Raw genomic sequence first — 21,706 nt, forward strand, 5'->3', positions numbered from 1 at the left:
GGCGGCCGGCGACGTGGTTCAGGAGGCGCGGCGGCGCCGGAGCAGCAGCAGGGCCGCGCCGGCGACGGCCACGACAGCGACCGCGCCGGCGGCCAGCAGGACGGCGGGTGGGCCGCCGTCACCGCCTTCGCCGGCGGCCACCGGGCTCGCCGGTCCACCGCTGCGGGTCGCCGTCGCGGGCGGTGGGGGCGACGCCGCGGACGCGGCCGGGTCGGCGACGGTGAACCGGTACGAGCCCTGCACCGGGTGGCCGTCGGCGGAGACCACCCGGTAGGCGACGGTGTAGGTGCCGTTGACCAGCGGCTCTTCGACGGTCACGCTGCCCGCCGTGCCGTCCACGGCCGGCGCGCCGGTCGGCACCTTCCGCCGGTCGGCGTCGCTGAGCACGATGGTGGTGAACTGCGGATCGAGCCGCTGCAGGAAGCGCAGCGTCACCGAGGTCGGCGCGGCGGTCAGCCGGGCATCCTGGGCCGGTGCGGCCGACTGCAACGAGTTGTGCGCCGCGGCGGGTGCGGCCGGCACCAGCAGCAGCGTGGTGAGCAGCGCGGTGAGGATTGCGGTGACGCGGGTACGCATCGAGAAAGTAACCTTCCGGGCGGCGGTCATCCGAGCACCTGCTGGCCGATCCAGCCGCCCTCGGGGCAGCCGGGCGGTACGGCGAACACGGCGGAGCCGATCGGGGTGGTCCACTCGTTGAGCAGGTCCCGTTCGGCCAGCCGGCGCTGAATGGGCAGGAACTGCCGGGTGATGTCGGCCTGGTAGGAGGCGAAGATCAGCCCACTGTCCGCGTGGCCCTCGGCGGTCGGCACGCCGTCGTAGTTGTAGGGCCGGCGCAGAATTTTCAGCCGGTCGTCGGTGACGTGCGCCCGGGTCAGGTGCGAGAAGTCCGGGATGACGGTGAGCCCGTCCGGGCCGAGCGCGGCGAAGTCCGGCTCGTCGTGCTCGGCGGCGCCGGTCAGCGGCGCGCCGGTGTCCAGCCGGCGGCCGACCGCGACTTCCCGGTCGGTGCGACCGAGCAGGTCCCAGGTCTCCAGGTTCATGCTGATCCGCCGCACCACGAGGGTGGTGGAGTCGCGCAGCCAGTCCGGCCCGTCGGTCACCCACACGGCGGTGTCGGCGGGGGCGCCGGGCTTCGGGTTGGCGGTGCCGTCGAGCTGGCCGAACAGGTTGCGCTGGGTGCGGCCCGGTTCGGCCCCGGCGGCCCGCCGGAAGCCCTGCTGCACCCAACGGACGGAGGCGAACGGCCGGCTGTCCTTGACCAGGACCCGCTGGGCGTGAGCGACGGTCAACGGGTCGTCGGCGCAGATCTGCAGCAGCAGGTCCCCGCCGGACCAGCGCGGTTGCAGCCGGTCGATGCGGAACGCCGGCAGGTCGGCCACGGACGGCGTCCGGCGGTCGGCGCGGCCGGCGGCGGCGTAGAGGCCGGGGCCGAAACCGAACGTGACGGTCAGCCGGGCGGGCAGCAGGCCGAGTTCCGGCTCGGTGTCGGCCAGCGACGGGCGGCCCTGGGTGAGCCGGGCGGCGTCGTCGGACAGCAACCGCAGCATCCGCCCCAGCGACGCCCGGTCGGTGCCCGGCTTGAGGGTGAACGCGACGAACGCCGCGTGCGCCTGCGGCTCGGTGGTCACCCCGGACTGCCGGCCGCCGTGGAACGGCTCGACCGCGCCGCCCACCTGGGCCACCGGGATCGGGTCGCCGGGGCGCCCGGAATCGTCGGGACGGGCGGCGGCGATCGCGGCGCCGCCGGCCAGCGCGCCCCCGGCGGCGACAGCGCCGCCGGTGAGCAGCCCACGCCGGCTCACCCCGCGGGGCGGCTTGATCGCGTCGGTCATGACGCCGGGCTCATGCTCATTCCCGGGGTCGCGCTCATGCCCGGCATCGGCTCGCCGTGACCCGGGGCGTAGGACTCCTGCGCGCCGGTGAACGGCTTCGCCACCGCCGTGAACGTCTGGGTACGGCCGTCGGCGAAGGTGAGCGTGAAGCTGAGTTCGTCGCCGGCGCGTACCGGCTTGGCGAGGTTCATCAGCATCAGGTGGTCGCCGCCGGGCTCCAGCGTGGCGCGGGAGTGCGCCTTGACGACGATGCCGCCCTTCTTGGGCTGCATGACCATCTTCCCGTCCTTCATGGTCATCTCGTGCAGCTCCATGGGGGACACGTCGGTGGCCGCCCCGGTGATGGTGACGTCGGCGTCGCCGTCGTTGACCAGCGTGCCGAACGCGGCGGTCATGCCCTTGTCGGCGGCCTTGACCCACGGGTCGCGGATTCCCAGCGCTCCGGCGGCGGCGCTCGTCGAGGCCGGGGCGGTGGTGTCTGGTGCCGCGGTCGTGGCCCCGCCCGAGGACCCGCATCCCGCCGCGCCGAGGGTGAGGACCGCGGCGGCGGTGAGCAGGACGGCCGGGCGCAGCCGGCGAACGTCGGTGAAGCTGGGCATGAAAGGTCCCTTCAGTCAGATGGTGTCCGATGGTTGGTCGGCGTACCCGGGCGGCAGGTTCCGCGCGAAGCGGTGACCCCGCGCACCGGCAGGCCGCCGGTCAGGCCGCGGTACGCCCCCGCTGGTGGCCGGTTCCCGGGTGCGGCGGCGGCAGCAGCCGCAGACCCGGGGCGGGCACCTCGCCTTCGCCGGGGATGCGCCAGCGGGGCACGTCCGGCCGCGAACGGGAGGAGGGGCCGCCGGGGCGCAGGCCCGACCGGGACATCGCGACCACGATCGCGTATCCGGCGAGCAGGAAGGCGTGGCTGACCAGACGGGAGGTGTCGACCCGCCCGGTCACCAGGTCGTTGACCGACAGCAGCACCAGCGTGGCGACGAACGCGCTCAACATCGGCACCAGCCCCGTCGGCGGCGTCCGGCGGGCCGCCACGAACAGGAACCCGGCGCCGACGGCCACGTTCCACGCCGCCGCCTCGTGCCACAGATGCCCCGATGCCAACGGACCCGCCGCGTGCACGTGCGGGCCGGACGCGCCCCGGCCGACCTGCACCAGACCCAACACCACCTGTGCCGCGCCGATCAGCCCGAGCGCCACCCGCAGCGACACCGCCACCCGCTCCCGCCAGCGGCGCGCCGGCCGGGCGGGCAACGCGCCGAGGACCAGGTCGGTGAGGTCGGGACCGGCGACGTGCACCGACATCCGCGCCCGCCGGGTGACCGCCGCCGCCTGGTCCAGCCACACCCGGCAGCCATCGCAGCCGGCCAGGTGTTCCTCGGCGCCGGCGCGTTCCTCGGGCGACTCCTGCCCGTCCAACTGCGCTGACAGCACCTCACGCCACTGCTCGCACCCCATACACCGGTAGTCGGCCCGAGGGCGGCGGCAGTTCCCGCCAATTCACGTGTCGGCGCAGGTCACACCACCACGGTCGGCTCAACCGGCGGTCGTGTCGCCCCTGCGTCCGGCCCGGGGGTCACTCATCGCCGCGACGAGATCCGCACGGGCCCGCGCCACCCGGGACCGGATCGTGCCCACCGGGCACCCGCACACCTCGGCGGCCTCGACGTACGACAAACCCAGGACCTGGGTGGCGACGAACGCCTCCCGCCGCTCCGCCGGCAGCGCCGCGATCAGCCGCTCCACCACCACCTGCCGGTCGAAGCCGTCCCGCGCGGTGTCCGCCACGTCATAGCCGTCCGACATCGGCACCGTACGCGGCCGAGACGTCGCGGTACGGATGTGATCGACGGCGACCCGCCGAGCGATCGACAACAGCCACGTCCGCGCCGAGGACCGGCCGGCGAACGACGGCAACGACCGCACCGCCCGCAGGAACGTCTCCTGCGCCAGGTCCTCCGCCTCACCCGCAGAGATCAACGCTGCCAGGAACCGGCGCACCTGATCCTGCGTCGCGGCGACGAAACGGGCAGCCCCGTCCCGATCGCCCCGCCCGGCGGCCAGCGCCCAAGCGGTGATCTCCGCGTCGTCCGCCATCCGTACCTCCGGCCGAGCCGACCCACAACGGCAGCACGACACCCTGTAGTAGTGACTGGACGGAAGCGTACCGTAGGTGACAACGCCCTCCGTCTGCCCATCGGTACGTAGCCAATCCCGCCACGGATCAACCTGACGCTCCCCTCCGCTGACGAAGCTGGTTTCTTCTGTCAGGCCCGACCAGGATCACCACGGCGTGGACGTGGGACGAACCGGGGTTCGTCCCACGCCGGTCACGGTCAGGTGGGTTACCGTTCGAGGCCGAGCGCGCGGCCCATCGTGTGGAACAGGTCGGTCTGATCGGTGACGCCGAGGACGTTCGCGGCCTGCGGGCCGCCGGCCGCGATCCGGACCTCGCTGCCGGTGTGCTGCTGCGACCCCGGCAGGGCGGTGGTGGCGTAGCTGATGGTCATGTCGGCACCGTCCGCGGTCACCAGGGTGGCGGTGACGCCGGGGGTGGTCGAACCGGCCTCGACGATCTGGCTGGTGTGCGAGTGGTCGGCCGTGACGACCACGAGGGTGTCGGGGTGCGAACGCTGGTAGCGCAGGGCCTCGCCGACGGCGGCGTCGAAGCCCGCCGTCTCGCCGATCTGGCCGCACGGGTTGGCGGCGTGGTCCTGCTTGTCGATGGAAGCGCCCTCGATCTGCAGGAAGAAGCCCTTGCGCTCGCCCCGTGACTGCCGGTCCAGCGTCTGGATGGCGGTCCTGGTCATGTCGACCAGGTGCGGCTGCGCGGCCGAGCGCGCCGGGTTGACCTCGCACCGGGCCGGGTCGGTGTTGTCGGCCGTCGGCGTCGGGCCGACGTACTCCAGGTCCATGTTGCCGGCGGCGAAGGCGCCCAGGATCGGCTTGCGGTGATCCGCGCCGGCCAGCCCGGCCGCGTCGGTCACCACCTGGTAGCCGGCCACCTGCGCCTGCTGCAGCACGGTCAGTCCCCTGAACCGGCCCGCACCGACGGTCTGGTCGAAGTACTTCTTGCCGCCGCCCAGCAGAACGTCGGGGCGGGTCTGCACGAGCTGCTCCGCGATGGAGCCGGCGCCGCCGTTCTCCTTGGCGTTGACCGGACACCTCGCCAGCGTCTCGACCGGGCCCTTGCAGTCACGCTCGGTCACGTGCGCTCCGAGCACGGCCGGGGTGGCGTCCTGTACCTCGGCGGTGGACACGTCGCCCGTGCGGTAGCCGGCCTGCTTGGCCAGCTCCAGGATCGTCGGCACCGGCTTGCCGTTCGGCAGGACGGAGATTGCCCCGTCGTAGCTCTTGCGGCCCGTCGCCCAGGCGGTGCCGGTCGCCGCGGAGTCCGGCACGTAGTCCGGCAGCTTCGGGTTGTCCTTCTCCACCGAGTAGGTGGTCATGGCCCCGGTCAGCGGCAGCCGGTCCATGTTGAGGGTGCCCGCCGCGCCCTTGAGGTAGTTGCGGGCGATGGTGATCTCGGAGTCGCCCATCCCGTCGCCGATGAGCAGGATGACGTTGCGGGCCTTGCCGCCCTGGATGGCCTGGCGTGCTTCACGGGTGTGGTCCTGGTACTTGCTCGTCGCAGTGGCGGCGGCCGGGGCGGCGACCGCCACCAGCGCGACCGCGGTCACCGCCGCGGCGCGGCGGGCACGAGGGAACTGCACGTGACACTCCCAACTCGGGGGTGGCATCGATCGGTTCGACCGACGCCGGGTCACCACCAGCCCACCCCTTTGCCTCGCGGGGGACCACCGACGGCGGATGAGCAGGCGGCAACATTCCGGCAAACCACGACCTGGGATCTGCCTTCCCCGTGGCAGGGCCGGACCGTCCGTCACGCCGGGAGAGCCGACCACGAAGGCTCTCTGTCGATCCCTGGTGCGACACCTGTTGATCACCCTGTGTTCGCCGTGCAGTTTGCTCACCGGTGCTACCAACGACCTCGGATCCACGGACCGTGGTGTCGGACCGAACGGAAACGAGGAGTACGTGCGGGCCACGAGGTTCACGGCGCTTGCCGCCATGGTGCTGGTGCTGGTCACCGGCTGCACGAACGACAAGGGCCAGCCGGCGGACCGCGACACGCCGAAGGCCGGCACGCTGCGGATCGTCGCCGGCAGCGAGCAGCAGAGCGTGGTCGACACCATCGTCAAGCCCTGGTGCGAAAGTAAGAGATACACCTGCGAGGTGACCCTCAAGGGGTCGGTCGACCAGGCCCGGATCCTCTCCGGCGGCAGTCGCGACTACGACGCGTACTGGTTCGCCTCCAGCGTCTTCCTGCAGCTGGGCGACAAGTCGAGCGCGTTGCAGGACGTCAAGCCGATGTTCCTCACCCCGGTGGTCTTCGCCGCCTGGCGCTCCGAGATGACCAAGCTCGGTTTCGCCGGCCGTACCGACGTGCCGATCGGGGACATCCTGGCCGCCGTCGAGTCCGGCAGGACCCGGGTGTGGATCACCAACCCGACCCAGTCGAACTCCGGCGCCACCGTGCTGTTCGGCTTCATGAACCACTTCGCCGGCAACGGCCCCGGTAAACCGCTCACCCAGCAGCAGCTCGACTCGCCCGCGGTCGAGCAGGGGGTCACCCGGTTCGTCAAGGCGATGGACCAGACCCCGCCGTCCACCGGCACCCTGATGACCGAGTGCCTCGCGCACGCCGACCAGTGCCGGGCCATGTTCACCTACGAGGACCTGGTCATCGAGAAGAACGCCGAACTGGTCAAGGCCGGCCGGGAACCGCTGCTGGTGGCGTACCCCCGGGGGTCGCTCGCGGTGAGCGACGCGCCGCTGGGCTTCCTGCCGCAGCCCGGCAACGACGACGCCCGGAAGATCTTCACCGAGCTGCAGGACCACCTCCTCAAGGATGCGGACGCGCAGGCCGCCCTGCTCAAGCTGGGCCGCCGGCCGGCCGCCAGCGTCGGGCTCACCCTGGACAAGCCCGACCCGGCGGTCTTCAACCCGGCCTGGGGCATCCAGGGCACCATCAACGAGCAGGGCATCCAGTACCCGTCGGCAGCGGTCATCCAGGCCGCGCTGGACCGCTACCAGACCCGCTACCGCCGCCCGGTCGCCGCCTACTACTGCCTGGACGGCAGCGGCTCGATGGGCGACAACGACGGGTGGACCGGCATCGAGGCCGCCGCCGGCCAGGTCTTCGACCCCGACCAGGCCGCGCAGAACTTCCTGCAGACCCACCCGCAGGACGCCACCACGGTCGCCATCTTCAACGGCGGGATCACCGGCGGCAGCCCCTGGCAGGTCCGCGGCAACGACGGCGACGCCCTGCGCGATTTGGCCCGCAAGGTGGCCGACTACGAACCCGAGGGCGGCACCAACATGTACGCCTGCCTGCTGCGCGCCACCGAGGAGCTGACCGGTGCGCAGAACGGCGACCGCAAGCGGCTGGTGGTGCTGATGACCGACGGCCAGTCCAACACCAAGCAGCGGGGCGACGCGCTCGCCGCGCTGAAGTCCGCAGGCGTGCCGGTGGTCGCGATCGCCTTCGGGCGGGACGCCGACCCGCGCCAGCTGGAGGAGGTCGCCTCGGCCACCAACGGCACGTTCGTCCGGCAGGACGACCTGGTCGCCGCGCTGCGGCAGGCAGCGGGGTACAAGTGAGGCACCGGCTCGCCGCCCCCGTGGCGCTGGTCGCCGCGGTGGCCGTCTTCGCGGTGGTCTTCCTGGTCACCGGCAGCCTGATCTGGTCACCGCTGCTCGCCCTCGGCAGCGCCGTCGGGCTCTACCTGATGCTCGACGACCGCACCTCCGCCCGGGTGGACAGCGACAGCTACGCCGACGACGCGCGTGGCCGGGTGGAGGAGGCGCTTCGGGTGGTGCGCGGCATCGAACGGCTCGCCAGGGATGTCCGTCGCCCCGAGGCCCGCCAGGCGTTGGAGGACGCCTGCCGCTACGTACCGGAGCTGTTCGACCGAGTGAAGGACCGTTCACCGGACAGCCTCTACTCCACCGCCGCCCAGATTGGCGGGCACCTGCGCAGCCTCGACGGGGTGGTCCGGCAGTACCTGGACATCCAGCGCCAGCCGGTGCTCTACCACGACCCGCAGCGGCTGCAACGCGACGGCGAGCAGGCGTTCCGCCGGTTCGCCGACTTCGCCCTGGAGAGCGTCCGGTTGGTCAACCAGGGCGAGATCGCGCAGTACACCGCCAACCTGGACACCGTCGCCCCACCGAGCCTGCCCGACCTGGGCCGATGAAGGAGTCACGTTGAGATTGCCGAGCACCCGGTTCCTGATCGGACTGGTCACGGTGATCGCCGTCTGTGTCGTCGCGGCGGTGCTGTGGAAGCGGTCGGCCGACGCGCCCGCGGCCGCCGCCCCGCCCACCACCGTCAGCTGTGTCGGCGGCTCGGAGAAGTCGGAGTTGATGGCCGACCCGGAGGTGAAGCGGATCCTGCGCGACGACTACCGGCTGGAGGTCACCTTCACGCCGCTCGGCTCGTACGACCAGGTGCAGCTGAGCACCGACGAGATCAAGGCCCGCAAACTGGACTGTCTCTGGCCGTCCAGCGCCAGCGCGCAAGGCGTCTTCGAGGCCCAGCACGCCGGTGCGTTCTCCGGCTACCGGGCGGAGAACGTGCTGCAGTCCCCGGAGGTCATCTACGCTGGCCCGCGCGGCACCGACGCGCTGCTGCGCAAGGGCATCGTGCAGCGCCGCGGCGACCGCTACTTCGTGGTGGACATGAAGGGGCTGCTGCTCAACCAGGTGGTCAAGCGCGGCACCTGGGAGGCGCTCGGCGCGGCCGACCTGCGTGGCCCGATCACCGTCTCCAGCACCGACCCGGCCAAGTCCAACAGCGGCTTCACCATGGCTCAGCTGCAACTGGGCATCATCGCCACCGACGACGGCTTCTCCGCGCCGAGCCTGGCCCAGGCTCGCAAGGCGCTGCCCACCATGCGCGCCCTGCACGACGCGCAGGGCCTCCAGTCGCGCAGCTCCGACTCCGGGTTCCGGGAGTGGCTCACTCAGGGCGGCGAGTTCAAGGCGCCGCTGTACGCCGGCTACGAGAACCAGATCATCCAGCAGGTGGTGCAGAGCGGCGACGCCAGCGCCGCCCTGCTGAAGAACGTCCGGGTGCTCTATCCCGACCCGACCATCTACAGCGACCACCCGGTGCTGGCCCTCGACCCGGACGCCGGCCGGTTCGCCGACGCGATGAAGGACGCCAAGATCCAGCAGATCGCCTGGAAGAAGTACGGCTTCCGCTCGGCGGTCCAGGTCGGCGCCAACGACGTCGGCGACTTCCCCGGCATCGGCCTGGCCGACCAGGTCCGCGCCGCGCCCGCGCCGGCCGCCGACGTGACGCTCGCCCTGCTCAGCTGCCTGAAAGACGCCAACACCTGCCGATGAAGGGGACCGACCATGAGTGAGGGACTGCAGATCGACTTCGGCACGATCGTGGGTGGGCAGGCCGACCCGCCGACCGGCGCCGCCGATTCCGCCATCACCACCGCGCTGGCCACCGGCGCCGAGCCGGCCACCTTCGCCTGCCGGGACCTGCTCACCCCGGCGCAGCTGGAGCAGGCGCGGCAGGCCGCCCGACAGCTCTACCCGACCATGCTGGCGAACACCGAGGCGCTGGCAAGCTTCGGCAACCAGGCGCTAAACCAGGTGAACGCCCAGGTCAGCCGGATCTTCCGGGAGGTCGGCCGGGTGGACATCCCCGAGCTGACCAGCATCATGCACGAGATCAACGACCGGATGCGCGGCTTCCGTCGCAAGTACGACCCGAGCGACCCCAAGGTGCGGGAGACCTTCACCAAGTTCTCCGACGCCATCCGGGGCCTGTTCCGCAAGGGCCGCGACCTGCTGGAGATGCTCTTCGAGGAGGCGCGCACCGTCGAGCAGCAGCTCGACCGGGTCGCCGGACAGCTTGGCGACAAGCAGCGCGAGCTGCGCCGCAACGTGGTGCTCTGCGACGAGCTCTACAAGGCGAACGAGGCCGCCATCGGCCAGCTGGTCGGCGCGATCGCGGTGATGGAGCTGGTCCGCGACGAGGCGCTGGCCGAGGCGAGGTCCATCCAGGTCACCCCGGGCGCGCCCGACGAGCGGGACCGCCGGGAGCGGCTGTCGGTGGTCACCGAGTTCAGCCAGGCCCTCGAGGTACGGATCAACGAGTTCCAGCAGCGGCTCTTCGTCGCCTGGTCCACCTCACCGCAGGTACGCAACATCCGCACCCTCAACTACGGGCTCGGCCAGCGGCTGGCGCTGTTGATCAACCTGACCATCCCGACGATGAAGCTGACCATCGCCCAGTGGGCGCTGCTGCAGCAGGCCAACCAGGCCGCCGACATGCAGAGGGCGGTCGCCGACGGCGCCAACGACGTGCTGTCGGCGTACGCGTCGGCCTCGAAGACGGCGGTGCCGCAGATCGCCCGGGTGATTCAGACCCCGACCGTCCGGCCGGAGACCATCCTGGAGGTCGCCGAGTCGATCGACGTCCAGGCTCGGGGCATCGAGGACGCCGTGCGCCACGGCCAGCAGGCGCGGGCCGAGGTCGTCGGCGCGATCGTCACCGCCAACCGGTCCATGTCGGAGTCGTCGGAGCGGCTCAGCCGTACCGTGGTGGAGCTGGTCAGCCGGGCCAAGGCGCCGATGGCGCTGCCAGCCGTACCGCAGTTGCCGGCGGCGGTACTGGAGCAGGCTCCGGCGGTCGTGCCGCAGCAGCGCTGACCGCGGCGATCACCACCCCCGGCTGGACCCGGCGCCCCGCGTGTTCGGATCGCGGTTCGGGAGCAGCTCGTCGAGGACCTTTGTCCCTGGTCCGCCCTATACCCCCGCCCGCATCGTCAGGGTGTCTATCGAGGAGGTAGACGATGCGCGCGACCGGCAGACATCACGTTCCCCGGCCGAACGCGAAGACGGCGTCGATGAATCCGTCCGGCGCTGCGTCGAGTTCGCCCTGGGAGAACGGCCAGAGCCCGACGGTTTCCATCCGACCGGGCAACGCGTCCGGCGCAGCCACCATGCCGAAAAGCCGAGATGGGCCGGTGAGCAGGTGCCGGCCAGGACGGGGATCCTCGTCGACGGCAGCCTTGATGGCCAACAGGAGATCCGGAGCGCGCAGTGGCAGACCCCGCCGGGCTGCGCCGTGCTGGTGAAGCCCGCATCCTGGCCTATCCGTGTCAGCACGGCGTGCGGGCCGCCAGGGCGCTGACCGTCAAAGTCCTCACCGCCGCGCGGAGGCAGACCGTCGCCCTCGCGGGGGAGGCCACCGTGGCCGGGATCCTGGCGCAGATGGCCACCGATCTGGAAGCGGTCAACGACCGCATCGCCGCCATCGAGGAAACCATCGCCGCGGTGGTCGCTGAGCACGAGCTGGGCGAGATCGTCACCAGCCTGCCCGGCATCGGCACCACCCTGGCTGCCGAGTTTCTTGCCCACGCCGGCACCCTCACCACCTACCCGAGCGCTGCGGCGCTCGCCGCGCACGCCGGGCTCGCCCCGATCTCCCGAGACTCCGGCCGCAGGCAGGGCCACCAGGTTCGGCCGCACCGCTACCACCGTGGTCTGCGTCGGGTGTTCAGCATGTCCAGCTTCGCCGCCCTGATCCACTGCCCACGATCCCGCGCCTACTACGACAAGAAGAGAGCCGAGGGAAAGACCCACCGCCAGGCCACCGCCGCCCTGTCCAGACAACGCCTCAGCGCCCTCTGGGCCTGCATCCGCGACAAGACCCCTACCAGCCCAAACAACCAAGATTGGTAGAGGTGGCGCTGTGTGAACTCGCGTAGAGACTCCGTAGCCCGGCCCGACGTCGGCCGCCTTGCGCCGAGTTCGTCGTCAGGGCGTGGCGACGACCTCGCGGCCGAGTGGCCAGAACGCGGCGGGGACGAGCTTGAAGTTGGCGATCCCGAACGGGATGCCGATGATCGTCACGCACAGCGCGACGCCGGCGAGGATGTGGGACAGAGCCAGCCACCAGCCGGCGAGCACCACCCACAGGATGTTGGCCAGGCCGGACGCGACGCCGGCGCCGGGCTTGGGCACGAGGGTGCGGCCAAAGGGCCACAGGGAGTAGACGGCCAGCCGCAGCGACGCGACGCCGAACGGGATCGTGACGACCAGGGCGAAACAGATCAGCGCGGCGAGACCGTAACCGGCGGCGAGAACGAGGCCACCGCCGAAGACGAGCCACAGTACGTTGAGCACAAACCGGATCATGTCCTCAAGCATGACCGTCCGACGCCACCCTCGGATCGCGTCGCATCGGCGCTGGCGGGCGGTTCGGGTGACGCCGCTCGTGCCGGAATGGTCGGCCCGCGCGAGGCGGCTACGGTTGTTGTTCCGGAGGGTCCGGCCTAGGGAGGCGTGGAACAGGCCGTGGGTGGCTATGGCGTGCAAGTCACGCTGGTGTTCGTGTTGGTGCTGGTGAACGCGGTGTTCGCGGGCAGCGAGATGGCGTTGGTGTCGCTGCGGGAGAGCCAGTTGCAGCGCCTGGAGCGGACCTCGCGGGCTGGGCGGGTGCTGGCGAGGCTCGCCCGGGATCCGAACCGGTTCCTGGCCACGATCCAGATCGGTATCACCCTGGCAGGTTTTCTCGCGTCCGCGGCGGCGGCGGTGTCCCTGGCTCAGCCTCTCGTGGGCCCCTTGGGCTTCCTCGGCGGCGCGGCGGAGCCCGTGTCGATCGTGATCGTCACCATCGTGCTGACCTTCGTCACCCTGGTGCTGGGCGAGCTGGCGCCGAAGCGGATCGCGATGCAGCGCGCCGAAGGCTGGGCGCTGCTGGTCGCCCGCCCCCTCGATGCGTTGTCGGCGTTCTCGCGACCTGCGGTGTGGCTGCTGAGCAAGGCCAGCGACGCGGTCGTGCGCCTGACCGGCGGCGACCCCCGCGCCCGGCGGGAGGAGGTCACCACCGAGGAGTTGCGGGAAATGGTCGCCGCGCAACGCAACCTCACCCCCGAACACCGGATGATCATCTCGGGGGCGTTCGAGGTGGCCGAACGGATCCTGCGGGAGATCCTCGTCCCGCGCCGCGAGGTCGTCACCCTGTCCGCGTCGTTGACCGCGCCGCAGGCGCTGCGCGAGCTCGGGGCGTCGGGGCAGACCCGCGCCCCGGTCGTGGGCCGCGGGGGCCTGGACGACACTGTCGGCGTAGTGCACATGCGGGACCTCCTCGACCAGGACGGCCCGGTCGCCGAGCACGCCGGCGCCGCGTTGTACCTGCCGGAGACGCTGCGGGTGACCGAGGCGATCCGGGAGATGCGCGCCCAGCGGCAGCAGTTCGCCCTCGTGGTGGACGAGCGGGGATCCATCGACGGGATCGTCACGATGGAGGACCTGGTCGAGGAGATCGTCGGAGAGATCTACGACGAGACCGACCGTGACGTGCAGTCCGTCGTGCGCGAGGCCGACGGGGCACTGCTGGTGCCAGGTGGCTTCCCCCTGCACGACCTGACCGACGTGGGCGTCGACCTCGACGAGGGCGCCCTCGATGCCGGCGACTACACCACCGTGGCCGGGCTGGTCCTGGCCCACCTTGGCCACATCCCGAAGACCTCCGGCGAGGTGATCGAACTGCCGGGCCTGACCGCCGAGGTCGCCGAGGTGACCGGCCGGGCCATCACCCGGGTACGCCTGCGTACCACGCCGACGGCCGGCAGCGGGCCCGAGGTCGGCGGGGACGGGACGGCCTCCTGACGGAGCAGGCCGACGACTGCCACACGCTCGATGTGGGGTGGCGGGCCGCATTTGTGCGCGCAAGCCATGCCCGACATCCCCGCTGCACTACCCGAGAGTGGCCGTGCGGATGCAATCAGCTGCTTTTCAGGTGGCGTTGGTAGGTTCTCGGCGCGACGGCTTCCATTATGGACGTCGTTGATCTCGTTGTGAAACAAGGGTTTCGCGTAGAAGTTTCACCAAAGCCGAGTGTCGCGCGTCGGTGTTCGTCGAGGGAGAGGTTCGTGGTGTTCAAGAAGATGCTGGGCGCGTTCGGGGTGGGCGGCCCCAGCGTCGATACCGTCCTGTCCAATCCGAACACCCGCCCAGGGCTGATGCTGAACGGGCAGGTGAACCTGACCGGCGGCAGCCACGACGTGGAGATCGACCACATCACCGTCGGCCTGGTCACCCGGGTGGAGATGGAGGGCGGGGAGCAGGAGTACGACGCGTTCGTCGAGTTCCACCGCGTCGGCGTCGCGGGCGGCCTGCACCTGCGCGAGGGGCAGCACCTGTCGCTGCCGTTCCAGGTCCCCATGCCGTGGGAGACCCCGGTGACCGACCTGTACGGGCAGCGCCTGCACGGCATGACGATGGGTCTGCGTACCGAGGTGTCCATCCGGGGCGCGGTCGACAAGGGCGACCTCGACCCGGTGTACGTGCACCCCCTGCCCGTGCAGGAGCGCATCCTGGAGGCCTTCGGCCGGCTCGGCTTCGGATTCAAGGGCGCCGACCTGGAGCGCGGTTACATCGCGGGGCTGCGCCAGAGCCTGCCGTTCTACCAGGAGATCGAGTACTACGCCGCGCCGCAGTACGCCCACACCGTCAACGAGGTCGAGCTGACGTTCGTCGCCAACGAGCACGGCGTGGACATCGTGCTGGAGTTCGACAAGCGCGGCGGCCTGTTCACCGGTGGCCACGACTCCTACGGCCGCTACCACGTCGCACACACCGACGCCGACCGCGTCGACTGGGCCGCGCAGGTCGACGGTTGGGTCCGCCAGGCCCTCGACGGCTACCAGAGCCTGCACGCCGACCACGGCTACGCCCCGCCCGTCCAGGGCCACGGCGCTGCCGGCTACCCGCCCCCGCCGCCCGGCTACGGGCAGCCCGCCTACGGCGCCCCCGGCTACGGGCACGCGGCGTACGGCCACCCCGGCGGGCACTACAAGGAGGAGCACCACGAGCGGCATGGCGGCTCCGGGATGGGTGCCGTCGCCGCGGGTGTGGTCGGGGGCGCCGCGCTCGGCTTCGCCGGCGGCATGATCGCCGACGAGGTGTTCGACTTCGGCGACGAGGAGAGCGGCGACGACGAGGGCTGACCCCACGCGCGCGCGGGCCGGCGCACCGCGAGCGCGTGCTCGCGCCGGCCCGCGACACCGCCTACCGATGCCTGGCCGTCAGGAGAATGCCGCCTGCCGGCCAGGCGGCCACCTGTTGGCCCGACAACGGGCCTGGGCGGCAGGATGTCGAGTGGGGTTTCGCCGCTCGACAGGTGGGGCAATGACCGGGCCGACGACAACCCCTCTGGAGGGACGGCTCTCGTGCACGTTACCGGCATCCTCACCGCCATCATCATCGGTCTGGTCATCGGCGCCCTGGGCCGGTTGGTCGTACCGGGCAAGCAGAACATCCCGATCTGGCTCACCCTCGTCATCGGCGTGGTCGCCGCGATCCTCGGCACGATCGTCGCTGGCGCGATGGGCGTCGCCGACACCAATGGCATCGACTGGATCGAGCTGCTGATCCAGGTGATCTTCGCCGCGATCGGCGTCGCGATCGCCGCCGGCGCCTACGGTCGCCGCCGCGTCCACTGACCCCCAGTTCCCTGGTGCCGGTCCACCTCTGCGGGGTGGGCCGGCGCCATGCTGTCCGGCAGCACCGGGCCGGACACTCTGGACGAGAAACACCGGTGCGCCCGGCACACTGACCACCCCCGACGACAGCAAGGGAGACCCAGACCGATGGCGGCGGAAGGCAGCACCAAGGCCGTGGTGACGGCGCTGGCGGCGAACCTGGGCATCGCGGTGAGCAAGTTCGTCGCCGCGGCGGTCACCGGGTCGGCGTCGATGCTCGCCGAGGGCGTGCACTCGGTCGCGGACTCGACCAACCAGGCGCTGCTGCTCATCGGCGGCAAACGTGCCCGCCGCGCCCCTTCGGCGCTGCACCCCTTCGGGTACGCCCGTGAGCGCTACATCTACGCGTTCCTCGTGGCGATCATCCTCTTCACCCTCGGCGGCCTCTACGCCCTCTACGAGAGCTACCTCAAGATCACCCACCCGCACGAGCTGACCTCGCCGCTGGTCGCCGTGGTCGTGCTGCTCGTCGCCATGGCCCTGGAGGGCTACGCCCTGCGCACCGCCGTCGGGCAGGCCAACCGCACCCGCGGCAGTCGCAGCTGGATCGCGTTCGTACGCCGCTCCCGCGCCCCCGAACTACCGGTGATCCTCCTCGAGGACGCCGGCGCGCTGATCGGCCTCGTCCTCGCGCTGCTCGGCGTCGGCCTGAGCGTGCTCACCGGCAACGGCATCTACGACGGCATCGCCACCGGCTGCATCGGCCTGCTCCTGGTCAGCGCCGCCATCATCCTGGCCACCGAGATCAAGAGCCTGCTCATCGGCGAGGCCGCTCTGCCGGAACAGGTCACGGCGATGCACACCGCTCTGCTGTCCACCCCCGGCGTCGACCGGGTCATCCACCTGCGCACCATGCACCTGGGCCCCGACGAACTCCTCGTCGCGGCGAAGATCGCCATCGACGCCGACGACGACGGTGCCACCATCGCCGCGACCATCGACGACGCCGAGGCCCGCCTGCGCCGCGCCCTGCCGACCGCCAAGGTCGTCTACCTCGAGCCCGACATCGACCGGCAGCCCGCTTCCGCCCATGCCGAACCCGGCCTGACGACCTGAGCACCTGACGCGTCGACAAATGGTCCGGTACCGGCGCCGGGGGTACTGACGCCGGTGTAGCGCAAGCCATCGACGTGGGAGGCTCCACGGGTATCGACGACACGATCGGCAACGCCTCCGAGGAGGCCGCCGACAAACTGAAGGAAGGCGCCGGCCGGGCCACCGACGACGAACGGCTCGAAGCCAAGGGCCGCAGCGATCAGGCCAGCGCCAACGTCAAGCAGGCCGGCGAGAAGATCAGGGATGCCTTCAACAGCTGACCGCACCCCGCAGGCGCGGCAGGTGAGATGACACAACGGCCACGGCGGCACCCCCGTCGTGGCCAGTGCCAGCCGGGACTGTCGTCGACGGCGACCACCTGACCAGATCCCGGTTCCTGGCGATGTACGTGCGGCCCCTCTTCGGCGTACCGATCGCCCTGCTCGCCTCCTGGCTGGTCTCGCCCTGTACGCCCGGGCCCGCAGCGACGGCCGTCCAGGGCTCGTTGCAGACGCTGGGGCTGGACCACATCGACCTGATGCTTCTCGGTACGCCGGCGGGCCCGGTGCGGCGACATGGCTACCATGGCTTGCATGGCTTCATGGAGCCGGCTGGGTCGCGTCGGCAACCTCGCTGCCACCATCATTGCCGTTGCAGGTTGCGGTGCCGACGATGTCCCCTTGACTCCGGAGCCCGGGGTGGCGGCGAGAAAGGTCACGGTCATCCGAGGGGACCAGACCTACCCCATGACCGCCGAGGTGATCGACTGGGAGACGAGGCCTCACCCGCAGGTGCCCGAGCGGGGCATGGCGGTGCACATCACCTATCGTTTTCGGTCCACCAGCTCCGATTCCTCGGCCATCTCAGAGCATGTCGAACTTCAGGCCTGTGCGGTCGACGGTCGCAGAGTCGTCCTCTTGTGTACGTCGATCTTCAACGGCTCGTCCAAGGACTGCTGGCTCGGGCCCAGTGCAGATCCGGACCTCGCCCGCACAGCTGATGTCCTGATCCTGCCGGATCAGATGTACGCCGGGCCCCACGCGGGTGATCCCAAGGACCACGATGGCTACGTTCCACCGAGAAATCTCGGACCAGGAGACCAGCTCTGACTCGCCAATCCTCAACCGGTACGTCGATGAGTGGGTGGTCGCCGTCACGGAGTTGGGCGAGCGTGGCAGGTCTGAGAGGGCAGTCTGCAGTGAATAGATCTGATCTATGCGTTGCGTCCGGTTGGTGTTTTTCCGGCGTGTTCGTTGTTGATAGTGGCCGGTAGGTCCAAACAGGTCAATGGTCGGTAGTCCACTTGTTCATGCCGGGATGGTGATTCGCCGATACGTTCAAGATCTGTGTTCGGTGGTTTGGGTCAGGAAGTTGGTCAACAGGGCTGCCGTCTCAATCTCGCGCTCGACGTGCGGCAGGTGACCGGTCTGGTCGAGAACCTGTATCTCGGCACCCGGCAGACTCTTCCTGAGAGTGGTGTCTTCAGGCAGAGGTGCGATGCGGTCCTCGCGGCCCCACAGCACCAATGTCGGGATGCCCCGGCCGCTGACGCGGGCATAGAGCGATGTCGCGTCCTGGATGGGCATTCGGCGGATCGACGACAGCACGGCCCGTTGGAATCCCGGTGCTGACGCGTACGGCCGGAATTTGTCCCGCAGCGCGTCGATCACGTCGGTGCGGTGAGAGTAGCGGGGCAGCCGGGACAGCAGGATCTTGGTGCCTGCGGCGTGGAGCAGGAGTTCGCCGACGCCGGGAAGGTTCATGAGGCGATGGAACCGGGTGGTGTGGACGCCGAAACCGTCCGGGGCTATGTAGGTCAGGCTCGCGAGTCGTTCGGGATGCCGGTCGGCGAAGTCCGCTGCGATGATCGTCCCGAACGCCAGCGCCACCAGGTGGACCGGTCTCGCGACGGCCAGCCGCTGAAGGAGTTCGGCAAGTTGGCGGTGGTAGAGGTCCGCACCGTAGGTCACCCGCGGGCTCGCGGAGGCACCCCGACCGAGCAGGTCGTAGCGCACCACGCGGTATCCGGCGTCGATGAGCGGTTCGGCGAGTCCGTCCCAGACGAACATTGGCAGGGTGGCGCCGGGGATCAGGATGACGACGGGTCCGCCGGGAGGGCCGTCGAGGCGGTAGTGGGTGCGTCCGCTGGGCAGGTCGAGGGACTGGTCGGTCAGTCTGGGCATCGCCTGGTCAGCTTTCGATGAGGTGGCGCGTGCTGGGTGGGGAGGCTGCGAGAGTGGATCCGGCGAGGCTGCGCATCACCGCACGCCAGCCGGCGAGAGCGGCAGGGCCGGCGATGGCCGCGACCTGCTCGAGTTGTGTCAGCTGGGGGGCGGTTGCCGCACGTTCGACGGACGCACCCGCCGCAGTGGCCGACAACGCCCGCTCACGGCCGCTTCTCGCAGACGCTGACCGGGTGACGTATCCGCGACGGAGCAGGCCGGACAACGGGCGATGCAGGGCCTGCCGGCTGATGCCGAGCGCGCCAGCGAGTTCGCTGACGGTGATGCCGGGCTGCCGGACAACGACGTACAGAATGCGGTGGTCCACCCGCCCGAGCCCGTGCTCGGCGAGGGCCGTGTCCGCGGTGTCGACGAAGCCGCGCCAGCCCAGGAAGAACAAAGCGATGTCGCGCTCGTCAATCAACATGTAAATAATGTTGACATGTTCTGTCGGCGCAAGCAAGATCCCCTCCAGCCGTCCCGTCGGCGAAGCGGTTCCGGCTCGTGATCCACTCCGACGCCCGGCGGGTTCAGCCACGCGGTGGCCACGGCGGCGGGCCCGGGAGGACGCCGGGAGCGACTCCTGACTCCAGCGTGACCGACTCGCATCGCCAGGCCGGCTCTTCAGAGAAGAGAGCCGGAAAATGGCCGCCGCAGACCCGGAGTCATCGCCAGACACGATTGCCGAGGTCACGAGTCTGCTCGCGCCCGACGGCAGCGACCACTGAGCCGCAATTCCTGCTCCTTCTCGGTGGCAACGGCGGAGGCGGAGAGAAGCGTCGCAGCGGCGAGGCTGCCCCAGAGGACAGCCGGTCCGCGGGAGGCGAGAGCGGTGATGACCGCCGGGGAGACGGCGAGGCCGATGCCCGTGGAGAGTTGGAAGTGGGCGAGGGCGCGCCCCAGGACGTGGGCGGGGGTGAGGGCGGTGACGAGCGCGGTGGCGCTGCCGGCATAGATGATCTCGCCGATGGTGCAGACCACGGACACCGTGGTGACGGCCGGGGCGCTCCAGCCGTGTCCCGGTGAGGTGGCCGCGAGAAAGCCGAGGTAGGACGCGGTGAGCACCACGCCGGCGAGAATGAGCACGCTCCGCCGGGAGAAGCGGGACATCAGGACGGTGACCGGAACCTGCAGGGTGACCACCAGCACGGTGTTCGCCACGAAGATGGCCGCCGCCCACACTGGGGATGCGTGCAACTGAGTTACCAGTACCAGGGGGAGCGCGACTTCGGGGACGTTGAGGCAGAAGACGTAGACGACGTTGGCGATCAGCAGCGCGCGCATCCGGGGTGCGGGCCCGTCGGCCCCGTCCCTGCCCGGAGTAACGGCTGGATGAGCGTGCACGTGGACCGACCGGGCCAAGGCCGCCGCAGCGAGATAGGCGAGTCCGGTAACGGCTGCCAGGGCCTGCAATGCGGTGGTGCCGCCCGCCAGGCATGCGGTAGCGAGGAGGCCGCCCACACCCAGGCCGGCGTTACGCAGGGCGCGGCCTCCCGCGAGAGCGGCGTCGCGTTCGCGGCCTTGAGCGACCGTGGCCACGAGGGCTGCGTGGGCGGCCGGCCATGCCTGGTTGCCGATGCCGAGGAAGAGTGCCGCCGTCGCGAACAGCCACACGTTTCCCGTCGGGGTGGCCAGCAGCAGCGCCACGCCCAACACCCGCACCAGCATTGACGCTGCTACGACCGTGCTGCGTGCGCCCCGATCGAGCCATCGGCCGACTGCCGGCATGCACACCAGAGCCATGATGGCGCCGACGGTCATGGTGATGCCGGTGGTCGACGCGGACAGCCTCAGCACCGTCACCCCGTAGAGCAGCAGGAAGGGCCGCAGCAGCCCGGTGCCGAGCGCATCCACGGCCAGGGCGACGGCATAGCGGGGGCCACCGGAGGCGCGGACGAGGGCGCGGGGATCGATCTTGGTGGTGATTGCCATGTCAGCGGTGCCGGGCGCCGCCGTCGACATGGACCGTCTCGCCCGTCACCCAGCCCGCACCCAGGAGCCACAGGGCGGCGTCGGTGACGTCCTCGAGCGTACCGACCCGGCCGGCGAGGGAGGCTGCGGCGGCACTGTCGTACAAGGCGCGGCGACGCTCGTCCGGAAGTCGATTCCAGGTGCCGGAGTCGGTGAGACCGGGGGCGATGGCGTTGACACGCAACGGTGCGAGTTCGACGGCCAGGTGGGTGACCAGCGCGGCCAGGGCGGCATTCGCGGTGCCTTTGACGACGGTGCCGGGCTTCGGCTGCCAGCCCACGATGCCGGAGAAGAACAGGAACGATCCGTCGGCCGGCATCCGTGGGGCGAAGTGCTTGGCCAGCAGCAGTGGGCCGATGACCTTGGCGGAGAAAGCGGCCTGGACCTTGCCGTGTTCCAGGTCGGGCACCGGTACGTCATGGTGGGCCGACGCGGTGGAGATCACGTGGTCGAAGGCGTCGAGCGACTCTGCAGCCCACGCGATGGTGGTCTCGTCGGCGACGTCGATCTTGACCTCGAGTCCAGACCGTGCGGCGACGACGACATCCGCGCCGGCCTGCCCGGTGCGTCGGACGATCTCAGCGCCGATACCGCGGGCCCCGCCGACGACCAGGATCCGCTTGCCTCTCAGGTTCTCGCTCATGAGCGTGACGGTATAGATTTGCTACCGGTATCTTCAACGCTACCGAGGGGACCCGATGAGCAAGGCGTACAACGTCATGGCGGCGACGTGCCCGAGTCGCACTGTGCTGCACCGGATCGGGGCGCGTTGGACGGTGTTCGCCGTCAACGCACTGGAGGGCGGACCGATGCGCTTCACCGAGCTCAAAGCGCACATTTGCGGAATCACCCCGAAGGCCCTCACCGAGACGCTGCGCGCCATGGAGGCGGACGGTCTGCTCGCCCGTACCGACCTGGGCGGCAACCCACCCCACGTCGAATACGCCCTGACCGAGCTCGGCCGTTCCCTGCTGGTTCCGCTGCGTGCCGTGCGGCAGTGGGCCGAGATGCATGTCCCCGACATCCTCACCGCGCGCGAACGAGCCGGCATCCGGCACCCGGGGTGACGATG

Annotated in this window: 22 protein-coding genes and 2 pseudogenes; 12 read left to right on the forward strand and 12 right to left on the reverse strand. The window is 70.7% G+C overall.

From position 1 onward, the window contains the following. Positions 1-18 precede the first annotated feature (18 nt). The 6 genes from GA0074704_RS06105 to phoA form a co-directional block, all read right to left on the reverse strand. Complete coding sequence (locus GA0074704_RS06105; protein WP_377471226.1) at positions 19-606, reverse strand: copper resistance CopC family protein; 588 nt, start codon at positions 604-606, stop codon at positions 19-21. Continuing rightward, complete coding sequence (locus GA0074704_RS06110) at positions 603-1,832, reverse strand: Dyp-type peroxidase (RefSeq protein WP_088969596.1); 1,230 nt, start codon at positions 1,830-1,832, stop codon at positions 603-605. Before GA0074704_RS06110 ends, GA0074704_RS06105 begins: the two co-directional genes overlap by 4 nt. Beyond that, positions 1,829-2,431 carry a copper chaperone PCu(A)C gene (locus GA0074704_RS06115; RefSeq protein ID WP_088969597.1) on the reverse strand — a complete coding sequence of 201 codons (603 nt, stop codon included), beginning with the start codon at positions 2,429-2,431 and terminating at the stop codon, positions 1,829-1,831. Before GA0074704_RS06115 ends, GA0074704_RS06110 begins: the two co-directional genes overlap by 4 nt. A gap of 100 nt (positions 2,432-2,531) precedes the next feature. After that, positions 2,532-3,284, reverse strand: coding sequence for a zf-HC2 domain-containing protein (locus GA0074704_RS06120; RefSeq protein ID WP_088969598.1), 753 nt, complete (start codon positions 3,282-3,284; stop codon positions 2,532-2,534). Positions 3,285-3,362: 78 nt separating this feature from the next. Beyond that, positions 3,363-3,923, reverse strand: coding sequence for a sigma-70 family RNA polymerase sigma factor (locus tag GA0074704_RS06125; RefSeq protein WP_088969599.1), 561 nt, complete (start codon positions 3,921-3,923; stop codon positions 3,363-3,365). 248 nt (positions 3,924-4,171) lie between these two features. Further along, on the reverse strand, positions 4,172-5,539 hold the full coding sequence (gene phoA / locus GA0074704_RS06130) for an alkaline phosphatase (protein WP_231926770.1): 1,368 nt from the start codon (positions 5,537-5,539) through the stop codon (positions 4,172-4,174). Positions 5,540-5,864: 325 nt separating this feature from the next. Here phoA and GA0074704_RS06135 point away from each other — a divergent pair, with 325 nt between their 5' ends. From GA0074704_RS06135 to GA0074704_RS06150, 4 genes are read left to right on the forward strand one after another with little or no spacing between them, the layout of a single operon-like run. After that, positions 5,865-7,493 (forward strand): vWA domain-containing protein, encoded by a 1,629-nt coding sequence (locus tag GA0074704_RS06135; RefSeq protein WP_231926771.1) that lies wholly within the window; start codon positions 5,865-5,867, stop codon positions 7,491-7,493. Further along, positions 7,490-8,089, forward strand: coding sequence for a 5-bromo-4-chloroindolyl phosphate hydrolysis family protein (locus GA0074704_RS06140; RefSeq protein ID WP_157743608.1), 600 nt, complete (start codon positions 7,490-7,492; stop codon positions 8,087-8,089). The genes GA0074704_RS06135 and GA0074704_RS06140 overlap by 4 nt, the downstream gene beginning before the upstream one ends. 10 nt (positions 8,090-8,099) lie before the next feature. Next, positions 8,100-9,242: a hypothetical protein gene (locus tag GA0074704_RS06145; protein WP_197697603.1), complete on the forward strand. Its 1,143-nt coding sequence runs from the start codon at positions 8,100-8,102 to the stop codon at positions 9,240-9,242. 12 nt (positions 9,243-9,254) lie between these two features. After that, entirely contained in the window at positions 9,255-10,565 is a 1,311-nt protein-coding gene (locus tag GA0074704_RS06150) for a toxic anion resistance protein (protein WP_088969604.1), read from the forward strand. Positions 10,566-10,740: 175 nt separating this feature from the next. Here the strand turns inward: GA0074704_RS06150 and GA0074704_RS06155 are convergent. Next, a pseudogene (locus GA0074704_RS06155) lies at positions 10,741-10,956 on the reverse strand (hypothetical protein); the annotation flags it as partial. A gap of 11 nt (positions 10,957-10,967) precedes the next feature. On the opposite strand from GA0074704_RS06155, the pseudogene GA0074704_RS06160 reads away from it, so the two are divergent. Further along, positions 10,968-11,626: pseudogene (locus tag GA0074704_RS06160) on the forward strand (transposase); the annotation flags it as partial. A gap of 49 nt (positions 11,627-11,675) precedes the next feature. Here GA0074704_RS06160 and GA0074704_RS06165 read toward each other — a convergent pair. After that, on the reverse strand, positions 11,676-12,056 hold the full coding sequence (locus GA0074704_RS06165) for a YccF domain-containing protein (protein ID WP_088973484.1): 381 nt from the start codon (positions 12,054-12,056) through the stop codon (positions 11,676-11,678). Between the two features lie 159 nt (positions 12,057-12,215). Between GA0074704_RS06165 and GA0074704_RS06170 the strand changes: the two genes are divergently transcribed. The 6 genes from GA0074704_RS06170 (at position 12,216) to GA0074704_RS06195 (ending at position 17,550) form a co-directional block, all read left to right on the forward strand. Beyond that, entirely contained in the window at positions 12,216-13,532 is a 1,317-nt protein-coding gene (locus GA0074704_RS06170) for a hemolysin family protein (protein ID WP_088973485.1), read from the forward strand. Between the two features lie 263 nt (positions 13,533-13,795). Further along, positions 13,796-14,872, forward strand: a complete 1,077-nt coding sequence (locus GA0074704_RS06175) for a sporulation protein (RefSeq protein ID WP_088969605.1) — start codon at positions 13,796-13,798, stop codon at positions 14,870-14,872. 222 nt (positions 14,873-15,094) lie between these two features. Then, positions 15,095-15,367 (forward strand): GlsB/YeaQ/YmgE family stress response membrane protein, encoded by a 273-nt coding sequence (locus GA0074704_RS06180; protein WP_088969606.1) that lies wholly within the window; start codon positions 15,095-15,097, stop codon positions 15,365-15,367. 147 nt (positions 15,368-15,514) lie between these two features. Then, on the forward strand, positions 15,515-16,462 hold the full coding sequence (locus GA0074704_RS06185; protein ID WP_088969607.1) for a cation diffusion facilitator family transporter: 948 nt from the start codon (positions 15,515-15,517) through the stop codon (positions 16,460-16,462). Between the two features lie 74 nt (positions 16,463-16,536). Then, positions 16,537-16,722 (forward strand): CsbD family protein, encoded by a 186-nt coding sequence (locus GA0074704_RS06190; protein WP_088969608.1) that lies wholly within the window; start codon positions 16,537-16,539, stop codon positions 16,720-16,722. Between the two features lie 312 nt (positions 16,723-17,034). Then, a complete protein-coding gene (locus GA0074704_RS06195) occupies positions 17,035-17,550 on the forward strand; it encodes a hypothetical protein (RefSeq protein ID WP_157743609.1) in 516 nt (171 codons plus the stop codon). Between the two features lie 228 nt (positions 17,551-17,778). On the opposite strand, the gene GA0074704_RS06200 is transcribed toward GA0074704_RS06195, so the two are convergent. From GA0074704_RS06200 to GA0074704_RS06215, 4 genes are all read right to left on the reverse strand, one after another. Further along, the gene (locus GA0074704_RS06200) at positions 17,779-18,624 is read right to left on the reverse strand and encodes an alpha/beta fold hydrolase (protein WP_088969610.1); all 846 of its coding nucleotides are present in this window, start codon (positions 18,622-18,624) and stop codon (positions 17,779-17,781) included. A gap of 7 nt (positions 18,625-18,631) precedes the next feature. Continuing rightward, positions 18,632-19,090: a MarR family winged helix-turn-helix transcriptional regulator gene (locus GA0074704_RS06205; protein ID WP_088969611.1), complete on the reverse strand. Its 459-nt coding sequence runs from the start codon at positions 19,088-19,090 to the stop codon at positions 18,632-18,634. A gap of 263 nt (positions 19,091-19,353) precedes the next feature. Next, positions 19,354-20,625 (reverse strand): MFS transporter, encoded by a 1,272-nt coding sequence (locus GA0074704_RS06210; protein WP_197697604.1) that lies wholly within the window; start codon positions 20,623-20,625, stop codon positions 19,354-19,356. Continuing rightward, complete coding sequence (locus tag GA0074704_RS06215; protein WP_088969612.1) at positions 20,597-21,277, reverse strand: SDR family oxidoreductase; 681 nt, start codon at positions 21,275-21,277, stop codon at positions 20,597-20,599. Before GA0074704_RS06215 ends, GA0074704_RS06210 begins: the two co-directional genes overlap by 29 nt. A gap of 55 nt (positions 21,278-21,332) precedes the next feature. Here GA0074704_RS06215 and GA0074704_RS06220 point away from each other — a divergent pair, with 55 nt between their 5' ends. Further along, positions 21,333-21,701 (forward strand): winged helix-turn-helix transcriptional regulator, encoded by a 369-nt coding sequence (locus GA0074704_RS06220; protein WP_088969613.1) that lies wholly within the window; start codon positions 21,333-21,335, stop codon positions 21,699-21,701. Positions 21,702-21,706 lie beyond the last annotated feature (5 nt).

Source organism: Micromonospora siamensis, assembly GCF_900090305.1.
Lineage (GTDB): Bacteria > Actinomycetota > Actinomycetes > Mycobacteriales > Micromonosporaceae > Micromonospora > Micromonospora siamensis.